This window comes from Bacteroides sp. An279, from assembly GCF_002159615.1.
In the GTDB taxonomy this organism is placed as follows: domain Bacteria; phylum Bacteroidota; class Bacteroidia; order Bacteroidales; family Bacteroidaceae; genus Phocaeicola; species Phocaeicola intestinalis.
Map to the genome: position 1 here is coordinate 15476 of NZ_NFJA01000032.1, position 20844 is coordinate 36319.

Below are 20844 nucleotides of genomic sequence, written 5' to 3' on the forward strand. Positions count from 1 at the left end.
GAGCCTTGCACCTCAACCCAGAAAACCCAGACCTCTAAAAAATAGAAGTATGGCAGAGGAACTGAAACAGATTGCCGACCTTATAACGGCAAACACAATCTTTTGCACTAAGGAAGTGCTTACAAGCGATGAGGCGGCAAAGTACATGGGAGTATCAAAAAGCTACCTCTATAAGCTGACCATGAGGCAGCAGATACCCCACTACAAGCCGATGGGTAAGATGTGCTATTTTAACCGTCTGGAGCTTGAACAATGGTTGCAAAGTAACCGTGTATCTACTTCCACCGAGATAAGCCAGCAGGCGCAGGCTTATTGCATGAAGAAAGGAGGTGAAAGATGATACTCACCGACTACTACCGCTTTGAAAAGTTACCCAATCAGAAAAGCAAATTGAGAATAGATTGCACAGCATCAACAGGCAGTTATGACCCGCTGGAAGCATTGGGAAATAAGGCGGGCGATTTGTTCCTATATATTGGCGATAATACACACACCAAAGCAGGCAAGGAAAGAAAGGCTGATTTGGCGTTATCCAAAACGGCACATATAAGCAGCATCTATAATCCAGATTTGAATTTGCCCTATTGGTATGGAGATATGAAAGGGACAACAGACGCTTTTCTGTTTGTTCACCACAACACAGAATTTATAAACGGTGGAATACAGGCAGGAGCGGTTATAGAACTGTTTGTTGCACGTGGGCAAAGGAATAACAGAAGCCAGCTTTACAACGCCCTTTCTGATGGTGGATTGGATGAGGAAATGAACGCTTTGAGGCGGCAAGTTACCAAATCAGTAACCAAGCCAGAAAAGCCGTGATTACTCTATGTTAAGCTGTATTCTGTTACCAAATCAGTAACCGTTATGTATGACACAGTAAATTTTAGACTACTACAGAGCGAGGCGGGCGGCGTGGATTTCCTTGCTGAAACACCTTGCTTTCTGGAGAATGTAGGAGAGCACTATTACAACGGTGAAGCGGTGATAACAGGAAGCCTCAACGGGCTAAAGATAAGCCTTAACAGATACCAGATGAAAATCAAAGATGGGAGTTTGTGTAAATGGCATTTGGGTGACAATTTCCAGACGATGGGACGGGGTGATACTCAACGGGCGATTGAAAAGTTATCAGATACTTTGCACGTGCCAATGAATAAAGCAACCGTTACCCGTCTGGATATAGCCCAGAACTTCATTACCAAACACCCGCCAGAGGTGTATCTTAGTCACTTGGGAATATTGAAGTATGCAACCCGCTTGCAAGAGCCAAACGGCATATATTACAGCCAGACAGGCGGGCGGCTTTGCTTCTATGATAAGAACCGAGAGCAAAAGAACCACAGAGAACCGATACCAGAACTGTACGAGGGCAGGAATGTACTAAGATATGAACAGCGGTACACAAATAGAATAGCCTCACAGTTTAAGGTTAGCGAGGTTACAGGGGCGATGCTTTATGATGAGGCTTTTTATATTAGCTTGCTGAACCGATGGAAAGAGGCTTACAAGGCTATCCAGAAGATAAACGATGTATCACTAAATTTTCAAGCGATGAGAACCAAACAGCAGCTTTATAAGATGGGTGTGCTTTCTCTGATTGAAAAAGCAGGCGGGCAACTCCAAATGATAGAGCAAATCAATGAAGCCCAGAAGCGGGGTGAGCTATCCAAAAAACAAGCCTTTGACCTTAGAAAAGCTATTAACGAGGTTTGTAAAATAAGGGATGGTTTAACCGTGCCAAACGAGGCAATACAGGAACTTGATAAGAAAGTGAGCGAGGCGGTGAAGTATTACCGATAATCCACAAAATCACTCTATATTAAGCTGTATTCTGTTACCGATTTAGTAACCGAGTGTAAAACTAAAGTAGTTTGTTATAGTATATGGCAAGACAGAAAAATGACGGCAAAGGGCGGTTGGGTGGCAGGGCAAAAGGCACACCCAACAGAGTAACGGCAAGCGTGAAAGATTGGATTTCCCAAGTGATAGACAAAAATAGGCGGCAAATGGAACGTGATTTGAAAGCGTTATCACCCAAAGACCGCTTGTTAATGCTTGAAAAACTTATGCAGTATGTAGTATCTAAGCAAAAAACAGAAATGGAAATAAGGCAAGTGACTGTTGAGGATGAAATAAAAGCGGATAATAAATTTGATTTGTCATGTGTCCCAACCGATTTGCTTGTAGAAATGGCAAATTATATTTTGGATGGACGACAAAAAGAACTGCAAAGGCAGGAATAGACAAATGTGCTATAGATGGCATATTGGCAAAAACGGGTGGAGCTTCAAAGGCTTTGCCCGTTTGTTGTATCTGGAAATCTCAACTATATATAAGTTCTAAAAGGTGGGGGTGTTGTCGCTTTTGGCTACCCTTTGGCTACCTATAAAAATAAAATCCCCACTAAATCAATGATTTAGTAAGGATTTATGGTACCCGAAGCGGGACTTGAACCCGCACAGCCATCACTGGCCAAGGGATTTTAAGTCCCTCGTGTCTACCGATTCCACCATCCGGGCATCCTATTCAAAGAACAAGAGCGGAAAACGAGACTCGAACTCGCGACCCCAACCTTGGCAAGGTTGTGCTCTACCAACTGAGCTATTTCCGCGTTTACGGGTGCAAATGTAGGGAGTTTTATTTTACACTCCAAACATTTTCCGTATTTTCTTTCAAGATGTTTGCTCTTTTCACGTTATTCACCACAGAGGACACAGGGATTTTCAGTTGTCATTTGTACGCGATAAACAGTAGGGGCGTAATTCACCTTTATTAATCTGTGCAATCTGTGGTGAGACGAACAAGCTCAACGCCCCAATAAGGCTTTCTCGGCTTGGGCGACACGCTCGAAATCGAAACCATCCATAACCTGGGCCATCAGGGCTTCGATTTTATCGTTGCATAAGTTTCCGATGCTTCCGGCGTGGGTGTGATGCACCTCCTTGGCATGAGTGAACTTGCCTGCCTCTATATCCAGCCCTACCTTCTTATAGGCATCACGGAAAGGCATGCCCTTCGCTGCCAGACGGTTGACCTCTTCTACGCTGAACATATACAGGTATTTATCGTCATCCAGGATGTGTTCGTTCACCTTGATACGCTCCATGATGTATGCCGACATCCGCAAGCAGTCCAAGAGTTCCTCGAATGCGGAGAGGAAGACTTCCTTGATAATCTGTAAGTCGCGGAAATAACCCGAAGGCAGGTTGTTCATAATCATCATAATCTGCTGGGGCAAAGACTGGATTTTATTGCATTTGGCACGGGTCAGTTCGAACACATCGGGGTTCTTCTTGTGCGGCATGATGCTGGAACCCGTGGTGCATTCGTCGGGAAGCTTGACGAAACCAAAGTTCTGGCAACTGAACATACAGGCATCGAATGCCATCTTCGATACGGTTCCGGCAATGCTTGCCAAGGCAAAGGCAACGTTGCGCTCCATCTTACCACGTCCCATCTGCGCATAAACCACGTTGTAATTCATTGAGTCGAAACCCAGCAGGCGGGTGGTCATCTCACGGTCCAAGGGGAACGAAGAGCCGTATCCGGCGGCAGAGCCGAGCGGATTGCGGTTGCACATCTTATAAGCGGCTTGCAGGAACAGCATATCATCGACCAGGCTTTCGGCATATGCGCCAAACCAAAGTCCGAAAGAAGAAGGCATGGCGATTTGCAAATGGGTATAGCCCGGCATCAGAATGTCTTTGTAGCGGTTGCTTTGCGCAATCAGAACACGGAAGAGCGTCTCGACCGCCTCAGCTACCTGCTTCAGTTGCTCACGGGTAAAGAGTTTCAAGTCCACCAATACCTGGTCGTTCCGCGAACGCCCGCTATGTATCTTCTTGCCTACATCGCCCAGTTTACGGGTGAGCATGAGTTCCACTTGCGAATGTACATCCTCGATGCCTTCTTCAATCACAAACTCACCTTTCTCTGCGGTTGCGTAGATTTGCTTTAACTCTTCCAACAGGACCTTCAGTTCGTCGGGCTTCAGCAGGCCGATGCTTTCGAGCATCGTGATATGCGCCATTGAGCCCAACACATCGTGCTTTGCCAGGTAAAGGTCCAGTTCACGGTCGCGTCCTACGGTAAAGCGGTCGATTTCCGCATTTACCTGTACATTCTTTTCCCAAAGTTTTTGTCCCATACGTTATTAAGTTTTTGAGTTCTTGAGTTTGTAAGTTTTTTGAGTTCTTGAGCTTTTAAGTTCCTGAGTTGAAACATACACAAAACACTCCAAACTTAAAAACTCAAGAACTTACAAACTCAATAAGGAATCATCGCAAGCATATCTGCCAGTTTTTCTACCCCTTCTTGCAAAGGCTTCGACACCATGGCTTTCATAAAGGCGTTCACTTCGGCACGGATAGTCACCTTCATCTTGGCTTCCGCTTCGCCTTCCGGAAGGATTTGTATCCACAAGTTCATCGGGATAGGTGTCTTGTCGCCTTCAAACTTGATGCACTTCATCGGCTCGCGTTCCACGATACGGAGCGTAAGGCTGATGCCTTGCACTTTCAAGGTAAGCGAATCCTGGTCGAAAACCAAGTCTTCCACCTTTCCGGGGAATTTTTCTTTCAGTTCGCCCAGCTTCTCACGCACCGAGGCAAGATTGTTTAAGTCAGCCAGTTTTGTATAGACCCGTTCCTGTGTATACGGAACATGTTTCACACTGCTTTCAAATTGTACCATACATTGTATCTAATTGAACACAGAATATTATTTACGATTTTACTATTTACGATTTACTATTTCGATGAATTATAGCAGAACAAAATCGGTTTGCGAAAAATACCGCATGCAGTAGAGACGCCACAATGTGACGTCTCTACTAAAAACAGACTATATTTTCGCATTCTGTTTCTGACTGACTATTATAGTAAATCGTAAAGTCGTAAATAATTTTCATGCTTTATTTATTTTCCCGTCCAATGTGCCGGGTCTTTTCTCCATGCCTGAAGGATAGGAATATCCTGCTCGTCGATGTAATTGGTCTTCAAGGCTGCATCCAGTACCGCATTGTAATTGGTCAAGGTAACCAGTTCCACTTTTGCCTCTTTGAATGCTTCTGCAGAAACATCGAATCCGTATGTGAACGAAGCCACCATGCCGATGACGTTGCATCCGTTCTGGCGGATAGCGTTTACGGCTTTCAGGCTGCTTCCGCCTGTAGATATCAAGTCTTCTACCACTACGACCTTCATACCCGGACGAAGCTCGCCCTCAATCAGGTTTTCCAGACCGTGGTCTTTGGGGCTCGAACGTACATAGACGAACGGGAGGTTCAGTTCCTCTGCCACCAATGCGCCTTGGGGAATGGCTCCTGTTGCTACCCCCGCAATTGCATCCACTTCTCCAAACCGTTCCATAATGATACGGCACAACTCCAACTTGACAAAATTGCGCAAGGCAGGATAAGACAATGTCTTGCGGTTGTCACAATAAATAGGGGATTTCCAACCCGATGCCCATGTGAAAGGGTTCGCAGGCTGAATCTTTACAGCTTTTACCTTCAACAATTTTTCTGCAAATAATCTTTCCAAAGCTTTCATAACTTTATTTATCTGATAAATAACGATGCAAAAATATGCAAAACATACGTGAATATGAAATATATAGGGATTTTTTTAATAAAAAGTTAGTAAACTTTCATTTTGTCCACGCCAAAGTGACAATACTGATACGAATGTCTCCGATGGCCGACAAGGCATCAGCACACGCCACCAGCGTAGCTCCGGTAGTAAGTACATCATCGACCAGCAGGATATGTTTCCCTGCCAAAGATGCTGCATCTGCAGTAGCACAAAACAACTCCTGCACATTCAGCCAGCGGGCATAACCGCTCTTATGGGTCTGAGTGGCATTATTCCGAAGACGGTAAATGGCATTCCGGCATACAGGCAAGCCTGTCTTTTCGGCTATGCCGCGCGCCAGAAGCTCACTCTGATTGTATCCCCTCTTTCTTTCACGGGTGCGGAACAAAGGCACAGGAAGCAAGCAATCAATCCCGTCGAAAAAACCTGTAGGCAACAACTCACTCCCTATCCACTCGCCCATCTTTACACAAAGTTTTCGCTGGCCATCATATTTCATCGCATACAAAATATGTGCCACCGTTCCTCCCTTGGCATAATAGAAAAGCGAAGATGCACGCTCTATCGGGAATCGTCCCCAAAAACATTGCTCCATCTCATTTCCTACCTTATTATATAAATGAGTATAAGGCAGCGAAGATGCACAACGAAGGCACACCCCTTCCTCGCCTGACAACAGACGGTTCCCGCACGCCACACAAAGACGAGGGAAAAAGAAATCGCGCAAGTCAGTCCATAAACTCATCTTCTGACACCTGATGGACGTAACGCTTGATTTCGTCTACCGTATACCCTTTTGTCACGGCATAGCGAAGCAACTTCATGGCTCGTTCGTACTCGGTCTTTCCTGTTACCGACTTCCGCTTTTGGGCAAGCACTTCGCGCAAGATGCGGCTATATTCCTCATCGTCTATCTCTTCAAGCCCCGCCGATATATCATCGGAAGGCAAGTGTTTCATCCGCAATGCCTGGATTATCTTGTTTCTCCCCCAGCGTGCGAAGCGATATTTATCGCGCACGAAAGCTTTGCAATAGCGGCATGTATCAATGAAACGGTCTTGTTGAAGCATAGCAAGGATGCGGGCATTTTCTTCTTCAGTAGCTCCCCATTGCTCCAGCTTCTGCGCCACTTCTTCCGGACAACGCTCGGTCCGCACACAATAAGCCTCAGCCTTATTCTTCAATTCGCTTTCAGTATAAATCTTCATGGTCTTTCCGCTTTTACCATACGGTCGTTGCCCGAAAGGTCTTTCCGCAACTCTACGTTCCGATATCCCATGCTTCGGAGTAATTCCACCGTTTCACGCCCGTATGCCTGATTGATTTCATAATATAAAACGCCACTGGAAGACAAATGTTTACTTCCCAGTTCTGCTATTTTCCGGTAAAACAACAAAGGGTCGTTATCGGGAACAAACAAAGCAAGCCCCGGTTCCCAGTCGAGCACATTCCTATCCATACTTGCCTTCTCCTGCTCACGAATATAAGGAGGATTGCTCACCCATATATCTGCATCGGGCATCGCAACTATATGCGAGAGCACATCCACCCGGACGCACTCCACATTCACCCCATTGCGTGCAGCGTTCCGCCTTGCTACGGAAAGGGCTGCTTCAGATACATCCCATGCCAGCACCGAAGAACGAGGTAACAACCGTGCCAACGACACCGCGATGCAACCACTTCCCGTACCGATGTCCAACACCCGCAAACCCTCCTGTGAAGCATAATCGCGGGCTATCCATTCCACCAGCTCGGCGGTTTCGGGACGGGGAACCAGCACGTCATGCGTCACATAAAAAGGATGTCCAAGGAAAAAAGTTTCACCGGTAATGTACTGAAAAGGCTCGAAACGCTTCAAACGGGAAAGAATATCTTCAAGCTTCTCGCGTTCTTTCGTTGAAAAATTCCTATCTTTGCCCGCGTACAAATCAACGGCAGAAAATCCGAACACATCGGTCAGGATTCCTTTGGCCAACGCTTTCACTTCCAAGTCTGGATACAGGCCCGAAAGCGACTGTATAATATAGGTATATAAAGGATGCATAATGCCACAAAGGTACAAAAAGAAAAAAACATACGCTTATGACTACAGACGAAAAATACATAAGCCGCTGCATTCAGTTGGCAAAGAACGGATTATGCAACACGCCTCCCAATCCGATGGTAGGAGCCGTCATCGTACACCAAGGCAAGATTATCGGCGAAGGATACCATGCCCGTTGCGGTGAGGGTCATGCCGAAGTAAATGCCATTGCCTCGGTGAAGGACGAAAGCCTGCTCCACGATTCTACCCTTTATGTCAGCCTGGAACCTTGTTCCCATTACGGGAAGACTCCTCCGTGCGCCGACCTGATTATCCGCAAAGGTATTCCCCGTGTAGTAGTAGGATGTATTGACCCCTTCTCGCTGGTATCGGGAAGAGGTATCCGAAAACTCAGAGATGCCGGCATCGAAGTCAAGACCGGAGTGCTGGAACAAGAATGCCGGGACCTGATTAAGCGTTTTGTGACATTCAACCAGCAAAAACGTCCTTACATTACCCTGAAATGGGCACAATCGGCCGACGGATTCATCGATACCATACGTCAGGAAGGAAAAGCGGTGCGGCTTTCTTCCCCACTCACATCGGCATACGTGCACAAACTACGTGCCGAACATCAGGCTATACTGGTGGGAAGACGCACTGCCCTGCTCGACAATCCTTCACTCACTACCCGCGAATGGTATGGCAAGCATCCCCTACGGCTGGTAATCGACCGCCATCTCTCACTCCCGTCTTCCCTGCACCTGTTCGACAGAAGTACCCCCACGTGGGTGTTCACTTCAGTACCCCAGACAGGAAAGGCCAACCTGACTTTCATTCCTCTCGACTTTGACAAAGACATTCTGCCCCAGATCGCCCGTATCTTATACGAGCATAAAATCCAATCTCTGCTGGTGGAAGGCGGGAACCGGTTGCTCCAGTCCTTCCTTGATGCAGGATTATGGGACGAAACGTATGCCGAACATGTCCCCACCATATTGGGGGAAGGAGTACAGGCACCGTCCATTCCCTGCGGTTTCCCATGCTCTTTCCTGCCAAGAGACCGGTCTGTGATAGCGCACTATGTCAACCGGTACGACAAATTGCCTGATTCGCAGATAAAAAAGTAAAGTTTATCCATAATTTTATATAAAACTTGATATAAAAGTTCCAAGTGGAAAAAAAACTTTCTACTTTTGCAACTTGTAATGCAAAGAATATACTAATAATGAAAATAAGATTTTTATCCATATTATTAGCAAGCCTGGCTTTAGCTACATTCTCAATGACATCTTGCCTGAATGATGATACAATAGAAGTAACCTATACCAACGAAACGAGCATCATCCATTTCTCGGTAGGGACACTATGGATGCAAAAAACCGGACAGGCTCAAGACGGAAGCGATTCCTTGTATATGGATACGTTGTCTATGTCGAATTATCCTTTCACCATCGACCAGCTGAACCGGACTATCGAAAATAAAGACTCGCTTCCGGTAGGGACCGACATTTCAAGAGTCGTTACCAACATCAATGCCGATTCTCCTTATATAGTATATGGCAAAATAGACTCGTTAGGTACCGAACCTGTAGATACGCTTTGGACCAATACCGACTCCATTAATTTTGCGGTAGCTCCTAGCGAAGGACTGACTTTCAAGGTTATGTCCTACAGCGGACGGATGGGAAAAGCCTACCACATAAAAATCAATGTACACCAGCAAGAACCCGATTCGTTGACATGGGACGAAGAAGCCTCACAACAAGCTTTCGTATCACAGAGCCTGACCCGCCAGAAAGCGGTATACACAGACGGACGTATCTACGTATTCGGACAAGACGGGGATACACCTGTCATCGAATATACTACGGTCAGTACCAACGGACAGGCAGACGGCTGGATTGCCCTCGACAATGTTCCGCAAGAAACCGACTCTTATTCGGCAATGGTATGGAACGGCACGGTTTATTTCCTTGCCGACGGTACCTTGTACGAACTTTCCGGTAGTGTTATCCAGCCTTCCTCCCTTCTTGCACCAGCATATCGCCTGAAGCAACTCCTGGCAAATGCCACTACGGCAAGCGGACTTTCTTACCTGTATGCCTACACCGAGGACAACCGGTGTGTGACCTACAACGGCACATCGTGGAGCGAAGACGGAGAAGGGAGCATTTTCCCTGACGTAAACCAACGTTTCTCGTTTGCGTCATTACCTGTTTCCTATAATTCCACCCTGACACGCGCCGTCGTATTCGGATTCCATCCCGATGCACTAGGGAATGAGTTCGGATTTGCAGCCAGCCGGCTAAATTCTGAAAACGATTGGATTGCTTACGACTATGCACAGGCCGATACTTTCTATTGTCCGAACATCGCCGACGGAACAATGATTTATTACGACAAGAAACTATATGCTTTCGGAGGATTCATCAACAGCCTTCCGCATAAAGAATACCGGCACCCGTTCAACACGTTCTTCGAGTCGACCGACAATGGTCTCTCTTGGAAACCTGTGACACGCTATGTCCGCTTCCCAAAGTCAGATTCATTCAGGCAAAAATACGAAGAAGGAGAATCACTGGGTGAAGGAAGCTACTCGTGTGTAGTAGATGAGAACAACTTTATTTGGATTATCTGGCACAACGGATATATGAGCAGAGGACGAATCAACCGGCTGGGATTCCTTCCCAAATGGTAGAAAAACGTAAAGCATCATGACATCATACAAGGACTTAATAGACAAATCACGGATTCCGGCACACATTGCCATCATTATGGACGGTAACGGGCGATGGGCTAAACAACGCGGTCATGCCCGCTCGTTCGGGCATCAGGCAGGTGCCGAAACAGTACATGTCATTGCAGAAGAAGCTGCACGGCTGGGAGTGAAATACCTGACACTTTACACCTTCTCTACCGAAAACTGGAAACGGCCTGCCGAAGAAGTGTCTGCCCTGATGGCTCTCCTTATGGATTCCATCGAGGAAGAGACGCTGATGAAGAACAACATCCGTTTCCGCATCATCGGCGAAAAGGACAAGTTACCCGTCAATGTGGCCGAACGCCTGCAACAATGCATCAAACGCACATCGGTCAATACAGGCATGTGCCTGGTACTGGCTCTCAGTTATTCATCGAAATGGGAGCTGACCGAAGCCGTCAAACAGATAGCGGCACAAGTGGCGTGCCAGAAACTTGCCGTCGATGAAATAACCGACAAGACCATTGACCAGTATCTGGCAACCAGTTTTATGCCCGACCCTGACCTGCTGATACGTACAGGAGGCGAAATAAGGCTCAGCAATTACCTGTTATGGCAATGTGCTTATTCTGAACTTTATTTTTGCGACACCTACTGGCCCGACTTCAAGGCAGAAGAATTTTGCAAAGCAATATACGATTATCAACAAAGAGAACGCCGTTTTGGCAAAACAAGTGAACAATTATTGAAACCCTAAAAAAGATGCGATACAGTTTTTTTCTTACTCTATTGGTACTGATATGTTTCAGCTTTCCGGCTATCGGACATGCACAAGAAAACAACGTGCAGGAAGGTCAGACAGATGAAGAGGACGGCTCTGCCTCTTTACACCACGATACACCACAGCCGGCAGAGCAATCGGAGACACCAGAGAACCAACCAGTCATTTTATATAACGGGACTCCCAAGAAATATGAAATAGCCGACATCAAGGTGGAGGGAGTGAAAAACTACGAGGATTATGTATTGATCGGTATCTCCGGACTTGCCGTTGGGCAGACCATTACCGTGCCGGGCGATGATATCACCGATGCTGTCAAGCGGTATTGGCGCCACGGATTGTTTTCGGATGTCCGTATTTCGGCAGATAAGATAGAAGGAAATAAAATCTGGATCCGCATCGAACTGACCCAGCGTCCGCGTATCGCCGACATCCATTTCAATGGTATCAAGAAAGGCGAGCGTGAAGACTTGCAAAACAAGCTCGGCAATATGGTGAAAGGTATGCAGATTACGCCCAATATGGTAGACCGTGCCAAAATCATCATCAAGAAATACTTTGATGAGAAAGGGTTTAAAAATGCCGAAATCAACATTATCGAACGCGAAGCCCCCAATGACAAGGAGCAGGTGTATGTTGATGTAAACATTGACAAGAAAGAAAAGGTAAAAGTCCACAAAATCACGATTGACGGCAATACGGTACTGACAGACAAGAAGTTAAAGCGTGTGATGAAAAAGACCAACGAAAAAGGTAAGCTCATCAACCTGTTCCGCACCAAGAAATTCATCGATGAACGTTACGAAGAAGATAAGCAGAAAATCATCGAAAAATACAACGAACTGGGCTATCGCGATGCTGTCATCGAAGTGGACAGCGTATCACCTTACGATGAAAAGACGGTAGATGTATATATGAAGATATACGAAGGCAACAAATATTACCTACGCAACATTACATGGGTGGGAAATACCGTCTATCCTTCTGACCTGCTGAACGAACAATTGCAGATGAAGCATGGTGACGTATACAACCAGAAGTTGCTGGACGACCGCCTTTCGAACGATGAGGATGCCATCAAGAACAATTATTATAACCGTGGTTACGTGTTCTCGAACATCGACCCAGTAGAAGTAAATATCGATGGTGACTCCATCGACCTTGAAATGCGCGTGATGGAAGGTCCGCAGGCAAGCATCAGCCATGTACGCATCAATGGTAACGACCGTTTGTACGAAAACGTCATCCGCCGTGAACTTCGTACCCGTCCTGGAGACTTGTTCAGCAAGGAAGCCTTGGAACGTTCGTACCGTGAAATCGCTCAAATGGGGCACTTCAATCCTGAAACCATCAACCCACAGGTACAGCCCAATTACGAAGATGGTACGGTAGATATTAATTGGGGACTGGAATCGAAAGCGAACGACCAGGTAGAATTTTCAGCAGGATGGGGACAGACAGGTATTATCGGTAAGCTGAGCTTGAAATTCACCAATTTCTCGTTCGCTAACCTGTTCCGTAAGAACGACAACTTCCGAGGATTCCTGCCGCAAGGTGACGGACAGACCCTTACCATCAGTGGCCAGACCAACGGACAATATTATCAGGCATACAGTATCTCGTTCCTTGACCCATGGTTTGGCGGTAAGCGCCCGAACTCACTTTCAGTATCCGCATTCTATTCTGTACAGACCGATATCAGCAGCCAGTATTACAACTCGGCTTACATGAACAACTACTACAATTATTTGTACGGATGGGGATACGGCAACTATGGCTATTATGACAATTACGAATCTTACTACGACCCTGACCGCTCCATCAAGATGTTCGGGTTCTCGGTAGGATGGGGAAAACGCTTGCGCTGGCCCGATGACTATTTCACGTTCATGGCAGAATTGTCCTACCAGCGCTTTATGCTGAAAGATTGGAGTTACCTGTATATCCGGTTGAACAACGGGGAATACATGAACACAGGTAATTGCAACAGCTTGAGCTTGAACCTGACTTTGTCGCGTAACTCTACCGACAATCCCATTTTCCCACGCCGTGGTTCCGAGTTTACCGCTTCGTTGCAAATCACGCCGCCTTACTCGCTCTTCAGCAACAAAGACTATTCTACTTACGGAAGAGACAACTACGACGAGGCAGCAAGTATGTTTAAATGGATTGAATACCACAAGTGGAAATTCAAATCGAAGACTTATACCGCTTTGATGGATATCCAGAAGTGTCCGGTCATCATGACCCGTGCTGAATTTGGTATCTTAGGACACTTCAACCGTTATAAGCGCTCTCCGTTCGAAACCTTCTATGTCGGAGGTGACGGTATGACAGGATACAGTTACAACTACGCATCCGAAACCATTGCCCTACGTGGATATGAGAACGGTTCGTTGACCCCCTACGGAAGCGAAGGATATGCTTATATCCGTCTGGGAGCTGAACTCCGCTACCCGCTGATGTTGGAAAACTCTACCAGCATCTATGCCTTGGGATTTGTAGAAGCCGGAAATGCATGGACGGATGTAGCAGACTTCAATCCGTTCAAGCTGAAACGTTCTGCCGGAGTCGGTGTACGTATCTTCCTGCCGATGATTGGTATGATGGGTATCGACTGGGCATACGGTTTCGACAAGATCAACGGCTCTACGCAATACAGTGGAAGCCAGTTCCACTTTATTATCGGACAAGAATTTTAACCTAAAGACCCAAAGATATGAAAAGATTGATTTTCTCTGCAGCACTGCTTGTGATAAGCCTCTGCGCGGCACAGGCACAGAAATTCGCGTTGATAGACATGGAATTTATCTTGAAACATATCCCTGCCTATGAACAGGCAAACCAGCAAATGGAATCGCTGTCCCAACAATGGCAAAGCGAAATAGAAGCCAAGAGCAACGAAGCCAAAGCCTTGTATGAGGCTTACCAGAAAGATGCCGCTACGCTGACCGATGCACAACGTACTGCAAAAGAAGAAGCAGTTGTGGCAAAAGAAAAAGAAGCAGCCGAACTCCGGCAAAAATATTTCGGTCCTCAAGGCGAAATGATGAAGAAACAACGGGAACTTGTCGTTCCTATCCAAGACAACATTTATAATGCTGTTAAAGACATTGCTATGGAGCAGAATTACGATGCAGTTATTGACCGCGCCTCGGCACAAAGTATGATTTTTGCCTCTCCGCGCATTGATATCAGCAATGAAGTGCTCTCACGCTTAGGATATTCAAATTAATTTTATACATTTGCAGCCGTTCTCTTACGAGAACCGCAACAGGAACAAAAACAATAAATTAAAAACTAATAGAAAATCAAGATTATGTTGAAAAGAATTGCTTTATTATTGTTGCTCGTCGCTCCGATGAGCTTGTTCGCGCAAAAGTTCGCGCATTTTAAGTCTATGGACATCATCCCGGTAATGCCGGAATATGCCAAAGCCCAAACTGATATTCAAGCTTTGCAGAAACAGTACGAAGACGAAATCAAACGTGCTTCAGACGAGTTCAGCAAAAAATTTGCAGAATACCAACAAGAACAAAAGACACTTCCGCAAAACATCCAGGAACGCCGCCAGAAAGAATTACAGGAAATGCAGGAAAAAGGTATACAGTTTCAGCAGGAAGCACAGCAGCAGCTGCAAAAAGCTTATACTGATATGATGGATCCGATTTACAAGAAACTGGAAGATGCAGTAAAAGCTATCGGTGCAGCTGGCGGATACACCTATGTTTTCGACCTGAACCGTACGGACATCCCTTACATCGATGAAAACGTATCGAAGGATGTTACCAACGATATCAAAACCAAGTTGGGTATCAGTCTGACTGCAGTACCGGCAACACCGGCTGCATCCGCAACTACTACTCCGGCAAACTAATCTCCTTCTGTTTATTCACCGCAGATTAACACAGATTCTCGCAGATTAAAACTTTACATTCTGCGCCGATCTGCGTTAATCTGCGTTTCTGATTTAAATATCATGACAACCACAGGACCCATCGGCATCTTCGATTCCGGCTACGGAGGGTTGACTATCCTTGACAAAATACGCAGCCTGCTTCCTCAGTACAATTATCTCTATTTAGGCGACAATGCCCGTACCCCCTATGGCACACGTTCGTTCGAAGTGGTATACGAATTCACTTTACAGGCGGTACGAAAACTCTTCGAGCTGGGATGTCCATTGGTTATCCTTGCCTGCAATACAGCTTCGGCAAAAGCACTCCGCAGTATCCAGCAACAAGACCTTCCACATCTCGACCCAGCCCGCAGAGTACTGGGCGTAATACGTCCTACCGTAGAATGCATCGGCAACTTGACCCAAACCCGCCACGTAGGGTTGCTTGCCACCGAAGGTACTGTAAAGTCACAATCCTATCCGTTAGAAATCCACAAGCTTTATCCTGAAATCCGATTGACAAGTGTATCCTGTCCCATGTGGGTACCATTAATAGAGAATAATGAAGCCCAAAGCCCTGGTGCCGATTATTTCGTACAAAAATACCTCGACCGCCTGCTCTCCCAAGACCCGGAAATAGATACCATCATTTTAGGCTGTACTCACTATCCTCTTTTGTTGGATAAAATCCGTTGTTACACTCCGTCACACATCCGCCTGGTAGAACAAGGCAAATACGTAGCAGCCAGCCTGAAAGACTACCTTATCCGACATCCGGAAATACGAACCCATTGCGAAACGGGAGGGAATTGTCTTTTCCTTACTACCGAATCGGTAGAAAAATTCCGTGAGTCAGCCCACGTCTTTCTGCATCAGGAAGTGCAGGTGCGTACCATTGCATTAGAATAAAGAAATAAACACTGCACACAGCCTCATGAGCGTATGCAACCGTGTGCAGTGTGTGTTATGTGTCAGTATAATTGTCCGCGTACCTCCACTTCAGCAAGCTTCGGTGTCACGTATCTTTCAGAATGAGGAAAACTGATACGAAGATAATGCATTTTTACCTGCCTGTCACTTTTTATCAGGTCCGAATCTAGCGGAACATGGTTGCCGGTCTTATCTGAAACCACGATCCAGTCTTTATTGTTCTCAGACACTTCAATCTTGTACTGATACGGAGCTGCACCTGCAAACCGGACACAAACCTCATCCAACATCAAGAAACGTTCCGTATCAAGTGTCCAATATACCTTTCGGTCTGAATTTTCAGGTTCCCACCAAGTATCAAGCTTACCATCAGCAGCATATCCTGTGGCATGTCCCTGTGCAGCGCTGCTACCAAAAGCTGGGTTATTCAATCCGAAACTTTGCATTTTATGCTGTTTCTGCAAAGCAAAGGGAATATAAGGACGATTTTTCACTTGGGGAGTCTCTCCTTCTTGATATACGGGAGCTCCGGAAAATGTCAGTTTAACGCGAGCCGGCTCCAAGCCTGGTGAAGTAGCTTCAATGACCGATTCGCCTGCATAATAGGAGCGAAAGGCAATCGCTGCTTTTCCATCCATGATACGAATGTCACTATCCGCTTCAAACAGGATGCTGCTACCGGTAGGAAACTCGCCCGGTCCCGATAGCAAAGTCAGCCTGACAGCCGGCGAATTGCTCAGTTCTCTGCCTGTTTCATCGAGAACAGTTACCGTCAACTGAACATCGTCCGTACCGTCGGCCCTGATGCCGGTATATTGCGAGGCTTCCAACCGCAACCTTGCCGGAATGCCTGACACACTCCATATCGGAGGGGCTATATTGGCATAAGCATTCCGGTACCAATACCAAGAACGTTTCGGAATGCGGAAATAATCAACAATTCCCATTTTGCCCATTTCTTCACCAAAGATACTTCCGTGGTCGAACCCACACCAGATGGCTTGACCACTCCGCCATTCTACACCTTTCCAGGCGTCATTTTTCTGTAAGTCTCCCCATCCCGGGATATATTCGCCCGGCCGGTCGGATGTTGTGCTTCCGTATTCCGTTACCATATTCGGTATAGGCGGCTGCTGAAAATCAAGAATGGTACTTCCATCACCGTTATACCCCACAATATCTCCTATCAAGTCAATGCGCTCTGTTCCCAACGGACGCTGTGCACCGCCTATGGCAGCAGGACGTGTCGGGTCAAGCTGGTGTGTACGAGCCACCATTCTCTCCAATAGTTTCCTTATCCCATGCATTGTTTCCGGTGCAGTAAAAAAAGGCTCGTTGCACATGCTCCATGCGATAATGGAAGGATGATTACGGTGGATACGTATCATTTCCTCCAACTGCTGCAAGACATTTTCTTCAAATTCTTTGCAGTCCTCCTGGCGGACTGGATAAGCACTTGCTGTCCAATATCCGTCTTTCTTTTCTCCTGCCGTAGCCCAAAAGGGAGCTTCCGACCAGAAAAGCACACCTTCTTCATCACAAGCTTTCGAAAATGCGGGAGAATGCGGATAGTGAGAGCCGCGGATCATATCAAAGCCTGCTTGCTTAACCAAAGCCACATCACGGCGTGCTGCAGCATCGGTCACAGCATCACCCCATCCAGCCTGGTCTTGATGAACATTTATTCCTTTAAAATACAAATGTTTCCCATTCAGGAAAAAACCGTGGTCTTTTGTCCATTCAAACCAACGGAAACCGAAGGACGTTTCCTCTCGGTCTATCAGCTCATCACCTTTGAAAAGCAGACTTTCCAACTTGTACAAGACCGGATGTGACGGGTGCCACAGGAAAAGATGCTCTATTCTTTCTGTTTGCTGTTTTACAACTTGGCTCGTATTGCCTTTCAATTGTATTATCTTTTGTGCGGATGCGATAATCCTGCCTTCAGATGACAGAATATTGGAAACCAAACGGAAATTGCCAGTTTCAGGCTCCGAATGACAAATCTCCGTTGAAATGTCCACAATTCCATATTTGCCATTACTTGCATCAAGTCCCGATGTCGTGACAAATGTTCCATACCAACCGATATACGTAGAAGATTTCAACACTAAACGGACATTACGGTATATACCTCCGCTAAAAACATGTTCCCCACCGCGCGGTGCCACAGTGGGTTGCCATAAATTGTTAACCCGTATTGCAAGCACATTATCTCCTTTTTGTGCCGCATCAGTTATGTCAACCGAAAACCCTGTATACCCCCCGCAATGCCGGTCTATAAACTTTCCGTTTAAAAAGATTTCCGCTTCCTGAAAAACACCGTCAAACTCTAGAAAGATTTTTCCCGAGAGATTCCTGTCTGTAAAAAACACACGCTTGCGGTACCACCCATATCCGGTATAGAAATCTTTCGACATAAAATAGGGAATACTAAACGAATGAGGAATCCCAATGGTCTCCCAGTTATTGTCGTCATAATCCGTCTTTTCGGCTCCTTGCAAGTCTCCTTGCATATACTTCCATTCCCGGTTCAGATTAATGACCTCACGAGGAAAATAGGCATATCCCACACTGCAAAAACAAAAAAGTACCCAAAAATTTATTGCCCATAAACAATGCCTCATAGTAAACATAGTTTTTATATTTGTGATTATAATCTAAATGAATATCCTCAAAATACCAGTAGATAAAAAGAGTCAGAAGGAGTTATGCCTTCGGCAGGAGTCAGAAACAGGTCTATGGGGCTTTAACTTCTGGACCAAGTGATAACTCCTGTAAAACATAACTGCTTTTAACTCCTGAGTCAAATCAAAAAAAGATCCGTGTCCGTTTGTCGGCCGTTTATGTAATACCTCATCTGTCCGAATCAAACGTGACCTTGCTTGGCAAATTTAAACAATTATATTGAATACTTGTAATATTCCTGTTCAAATCTTTCGTCAGGTTGCCGTTTTTATCGTATGCGTACTCGCTCGCCTGCTTTACAGCATCTTTGAACTCGAAACCGTTGTTGTAAGCCGTGGCGGTTGTGGCATCATCCACCCGTGTTATCAGATTGCCGCTCAGCGTATAGGTCAGGTTGTCTATCAAGCCGTAACCGGTTGAGGAGGTCTGTCCGTAACGCTGCAAGCCCTTGATATTCCCGTTCAGGTCATAATCCGTAACCTTTTCCGTGAAACGGTTGGCGTTGCTACCGATATTTGTGACTTCGCCGTATGTAGCAGAAGTCAGCCGGCTCAAACCGTCGTAGGCAAACTTATACCCCCTTGTCGTACTTTCATTACCTGCCTTCCAAGTCATGCTGCTGATATTCCCGCCATATTGCGGTGTACCATTACCCGTATTATAGTACAGGTTCTGCGTCAGCTTGCTGCCGCTGATGCCTGTCAGCCAGTCACGGATGTTGTAGCTGTATGTCAGTTTGTTGGTTGCGCTGCCGTGCAGGCTTTTCGTTTTCAGCCTGCCCAGTTCGTCATACGTATTACTTGCCAATGTAATTTCGGCATGGCTGTTCAGCTTATCTCAATCATCTTCATTTTTATAAAAATTATGCCAGCAACCTTTTGAAACAGATTTTGATTCTGAATCAAGGTTACTGGCATATAAACTTTAAAAACACTTTAACTGATAAGAAGAAGGCTACATTTTTCTATCTCCATTATAATCGTAGTCTTCCAATGTAAGAGCTATAATCCAATTCTTAATATAATCAGCCAAACTTTGGTGTGTTACTTCCGGTGGGTCAGATTCACTATATTCATAATTAGAATACCAAAAAACGATTTGGTTAGAATCGCCACCGTTGGTTTTCACATGAGTATCGAAACAATAAAAGTTTCCTCCTCCATCAGGGCTGAACGGTATTAAATGTTTATATTGAGGTACAATTACTTCAAAGTGTTCAATATTATAACACATAAATAAGTCATAATTCTTTTCTTTATCAATTATACCTAACACATTATCTCCCATTAAAGAAAATCCGTTTGTAATACTAAGAAGATATTTATAATCTTCTGGAAGTTTCACTCCAAATGTTGCCTCAAAACGTTCTATTAAGACAGGATTAACAGGTTCTCGCCAATCTAATATCCGAGATGTAAATTTCTGCAGTTCTGCAATAACCTCATCCATCTCTTCCTTTACTTTATTGTCCATATTCTTTCTTCGTTTGATTCTTATCCTTTTATCTTCAATTTGCCCCGTATTTTCTTAGCATATATACAACTACAATCAGATTAAGAATAATGCCACACAAACACAAACAAGACGAAAACATTAAGAACAATAAAAATAAATATATGCCGGATATTATAAAATAAAAAGCCACACAAACCAAATAGACTATATTATAGCATTGACTTTTTATCAAATATTTAAAGATTGATAACAGCACTAATATAGCACCTACTACAAAGAATATGTTTGAGTTCGTGAGACACAAAATCGAGTAGGAGGTAAACACTAATCATAGGTGTTTATCTCCTATTTTCATGTTCACCGACCTCTCACACCACCGTACGTGCCGTTCGGCATACGGCGGTTCCTATTTTGGGTACCATTCGAGATACGAGCCCATTAAGGTAGGATAACCTGCCTTTCGCAGGCTGTCCTTATTTATCGCCACCTTCAATATAGGACTATCAGCAATACGCCAATAACCTTTGCGAGTGTTACCCCATTCACATGCCTTGTATTTTCCAATACCACATTTAACGAGGTTTGCCACCTTGGTCTTGGGGGTCTTCCAAGCTTTCCATATACACATGCGTATTCTCCGTCTTAACCACTCATCAGTCTCAAGAAGAAAGCGTTTCATATCGGCAAGGTGATAGTATCCAATCCACCCACGTATGTAATCTTTCAGCTTCTGTTTCCTCTTAACATATCCCCATCCGTTGCTACGAT

Annotated in this window: 21 protein-coding genes and 2 tRNA genes; 11 read left to right on the top strand and 12 right to left on the bottom strand. The window is 45.4% G+C overall.

The features are described from left to right. Positions 1–49 precede the first annotated feature (49 nt). The 4 genes from B5F78_RS07610 (at position 50) to B5F78_RS17805 (ending at position 2243) form a co-directional block, all read left to right on the top strand. On the top strand, positions 50–340 hold the full coding sequence (locus B5F78_RS07610) for a helix-turn-helix domain-containing protein (protein ID WP_022040392.1): 291 nt from the start codon (positions 50–52) through the stop codon (positions 338–340). Further along, complete coding sequence (locus tag B5F78_RS07615) at positions 337–819, top strand: hypothetical protein (RefSeq protein WP_087406411.1); 483 nt, start codon at positions 337–339, stop codon at positions 817–819. The genes B5F78_RS07610 and B5F78_RS07615 overlap by 4 nt, the downstream gene beginning before the upstream one ends. 45 nt (positions 820–864) lie before the next feature. Continuing rightward, complete coding sequence (locus B5F78_RS07620) at positions 865–1800, top strand: phage/plasmid replication domain-containing protein (RefSeq protein WP_087406412.1); 936 nt, start codon at positions 865–867, stop codon at positions 1798–1800. 83 nt (positions 1801–1883) lie between these two features. After that, positions 1884–2243 carry a hypothetical protein gene (locus B5F78_RS17805; RefSeq protein WP_239473381.1) on the top strand — a complete coding sequence of 120 codons (360 nt, stop codon included), beginning with the start codon at positions 1884–1886 and terminating at the stop codon, positions 2241–2243. 187 nt (positions 2244–2430) lie between these two features. On the opposite strand, the gene B5F78_RS07630 is transcribed toward B5F78_RS17805, so the two are convergent. The 8 genes from B5F78_RS07630 to prmC form a co-directional block, all read right to left on the bottom strand. Then, a tRNA-Leu gene (locus tag B5F78_RS07630) sits at positions 2431–2519 on the bottom strand. A gap of 19 nt (positions 2520–2538) precedes the next feature. Beyond that, positions 2539–2611 (bottom strand) — tRNA-Gly (locus tag B5F78_RS07635). 195 nt (positions 2612–2806) lie between these two features. Beyond that, entirely contained in the window at positions 2807–4147 is a 1341-nt protein-coding gene (gene argH / locus B5F78_RS07640; RefSeq protein WP_087406413.1) for an argininosuccinate lyase, read from the bottom strand. A 119-nt stretch (positions 4148–4266) separates the two neighbouring features. Continuing rightward, on the bottom strand, positions 4267–4692 hold the full coding sequence (locus tag B5F78_RS07645; RefSeq protein ID WP_087211796.1) for an SRPBCC family protein: 426 nt from the start codon (positions 4690–4692) through the stop codon (positions 4267–4269). 224 nt (positions 4693–4916) lie between these two features. Next, on the bottom strand, positions 4917–5552 hold the full coding sequence (pyrE, locus tag B5F78_RS07650) for an orotate phosphoribosyltransferase (protein WP_087248419.1): 636 nt from the start codon (positions 5550–5552) through the stop codon (positions 4917–4919). 97 nt (positions 5553–5649) lie between these two features. Next, the gene (locus B5F78_RS07655) at positions 5650–6339 is read right to left on the bottom strand and encodes a ComF family protein (RefSeq protein WP_087406414.1); all 690 of its coding nucleotides are present in this window, start codon (positions 6337–6339) and stop codon (positions 5650–5652) included. Then, on the bottom strand, positions 6323–6802 hold the full coding sequence (locus tag B5F78_RS07660) for a regulatory protein RecX (protein ID WP_022040399.1): 480 nt from the start codon (positions 6800–6802) through the stop codon (positions 6323–6325). Before B5F78_RS07660 ends, B5F78_RS07655 begins: the two co-directional genes overlap by 17 nt. Further along, positions 6799–7641 carry a peptide chain release factor N(5)-glutamine methyltransferase gene (gene prmC / locus B5F78_RS07665; RefSeq protein ID WP_087395454.1) on the bottom strand — a complete coding sequence of 281 codons (843 nt, stop codon included), beginning with the start codon at positions 7639–7641 and terminating at the stop codon, positions 6799–6801. The genes B5F78_RS07660 and prmC overlap by 4 nt, the downstream gene beginning before the upstream one ends. Positions 7642–7679: 38 nt before the next feature. Between prmC and ribD the strand changes: the two genes are divergently transcribed. From ribD to murI, 7 genes are all read left to right on the top strand, one after another. Continuing rightward, positions 7680–8750: a bifunctional diaminohydroxyphosphoribosylaminopyrimidine deaminase/5-amino-6-(5-phosphoribosylamino)uracil reductase RibD gene (gene ribD, locus B5F78_RS07670; protein WP_087406415.1), complete on the top strand. Its 1071-nt coding sequence runs from the start codon at positions 7680–7682 to the stop codon at positions 8748–8750. Between the two features lie 98 nt (positions 8751–8848). Next, on the top strand, positions 8849–10321 hold the full coding sequence (locus B5F78_RS07675; RefSeq protein WP_140400080.1) for a DUF6242 domain-containing protein: 1473 nt from the start codon (positions 8849–8851) through the stop codon (positions 10319–10321). A gap of 16 nt (positions 10322–10337) precedes the next feature. After that, positions 10338–11081: an isoprenyl transferase gene (locus B5F78_RS07680; protein WP_022040403.1), complete on the top strand. Its 744-nt coding sequence runs from the start codon at positions 10338–10340 to the stop codon at positions 11079–11081. Positions 11082–11086: 5 nt separating this feature from the next. After that, complete coding sequence (gene bamA, locus B5F78_RS07685) at positions 11087–13807, top strand: outer membrane protein assembly factor BamA (RefSeq protein ID WP_087248432.1); 2721 nt, start codon at positions 11087–11089, stop codon at positions 13805–13807. Between the two features lie 17 nt (positions 13808–13824). Beyond that, a complete protein-coding gene (locus B5F78_RS07690; RefSeq protein ID WP_087406417.1) occupies positions 13825–14340 on the top strand; it encodes an OmpH family outer membrane protein in 516 nt (171 codons plus the stop codon). A gap of 84 nt (positions 14341–14424) precedes the next feature. Beyond that, positions 14425–14982, top strand: a complete 558-nt coding sequence (locus tag B5F78_RS07695) for an OmpH family outer membrane protein (protein WP_022040406.1) — start codon at positions 14425–14427, stop codon at positions 14980–14982. Positions 14983–15084: 102 nt separating this feature from the next. Then, positions 15085–15912, top strand: coding sequence for a glutamate racemase (murI, locus tag B5F78_RS07700; RefSeq protein WP_022040407.1), 828 nt, complete (start codon positions 15085–15087; stop codon positions 15910–15912). Between the two features lie 62 nt (positions 15913–15974). Here murI and B5F78_RS07705 read toward each other — a convergent pair whose 3' ends face one another. The 4 genes from B5F78_RS07705 to B5F78_RS07720 all read right to left on the bottom strand — a co-directional run. Next, entirely contained in the window at positions 15975–18560 is a 2586-nt protein-coding gene (locus B5F78_RS07705) for a glycoside hydrolase family 2 protein (protein WP_430746771.1), read from the bottom strand. 229 nt (positions 18561–18789) lie between these two features. Further along, positions 18790–19428, bottom strand: coding sequence for a hypothetical protein (locus tag B5F78_RS07710; RefSeq protein ID WP_337959691.1), 639 nt, complete (start codon positions 19426–19428; stop codon positions 18790–18792). A gap of 147 nt (positions 19429–19575) precedes the next feature. Then, complete coding sequence (locus B5F78_RS07715; RefSeq protein ID WP_087251740.1) at positions 19576–20094, bottom strand: SMI1/KNR4 family protein; 519 nt, start codon at positions 20092–20094, stop codon at positions 19576–19578. 388 nt (positions 20095–20482) lie between these two features. Next, positions 20483–20844, bottom strand: a 362-nt coding sequence (locus tag B5F78_RS07720; protein ID WP_087406419.1) for a group II intron maturase-specific domain-containing protein, incomplete at its 5' end; no start/stop codon positions are given.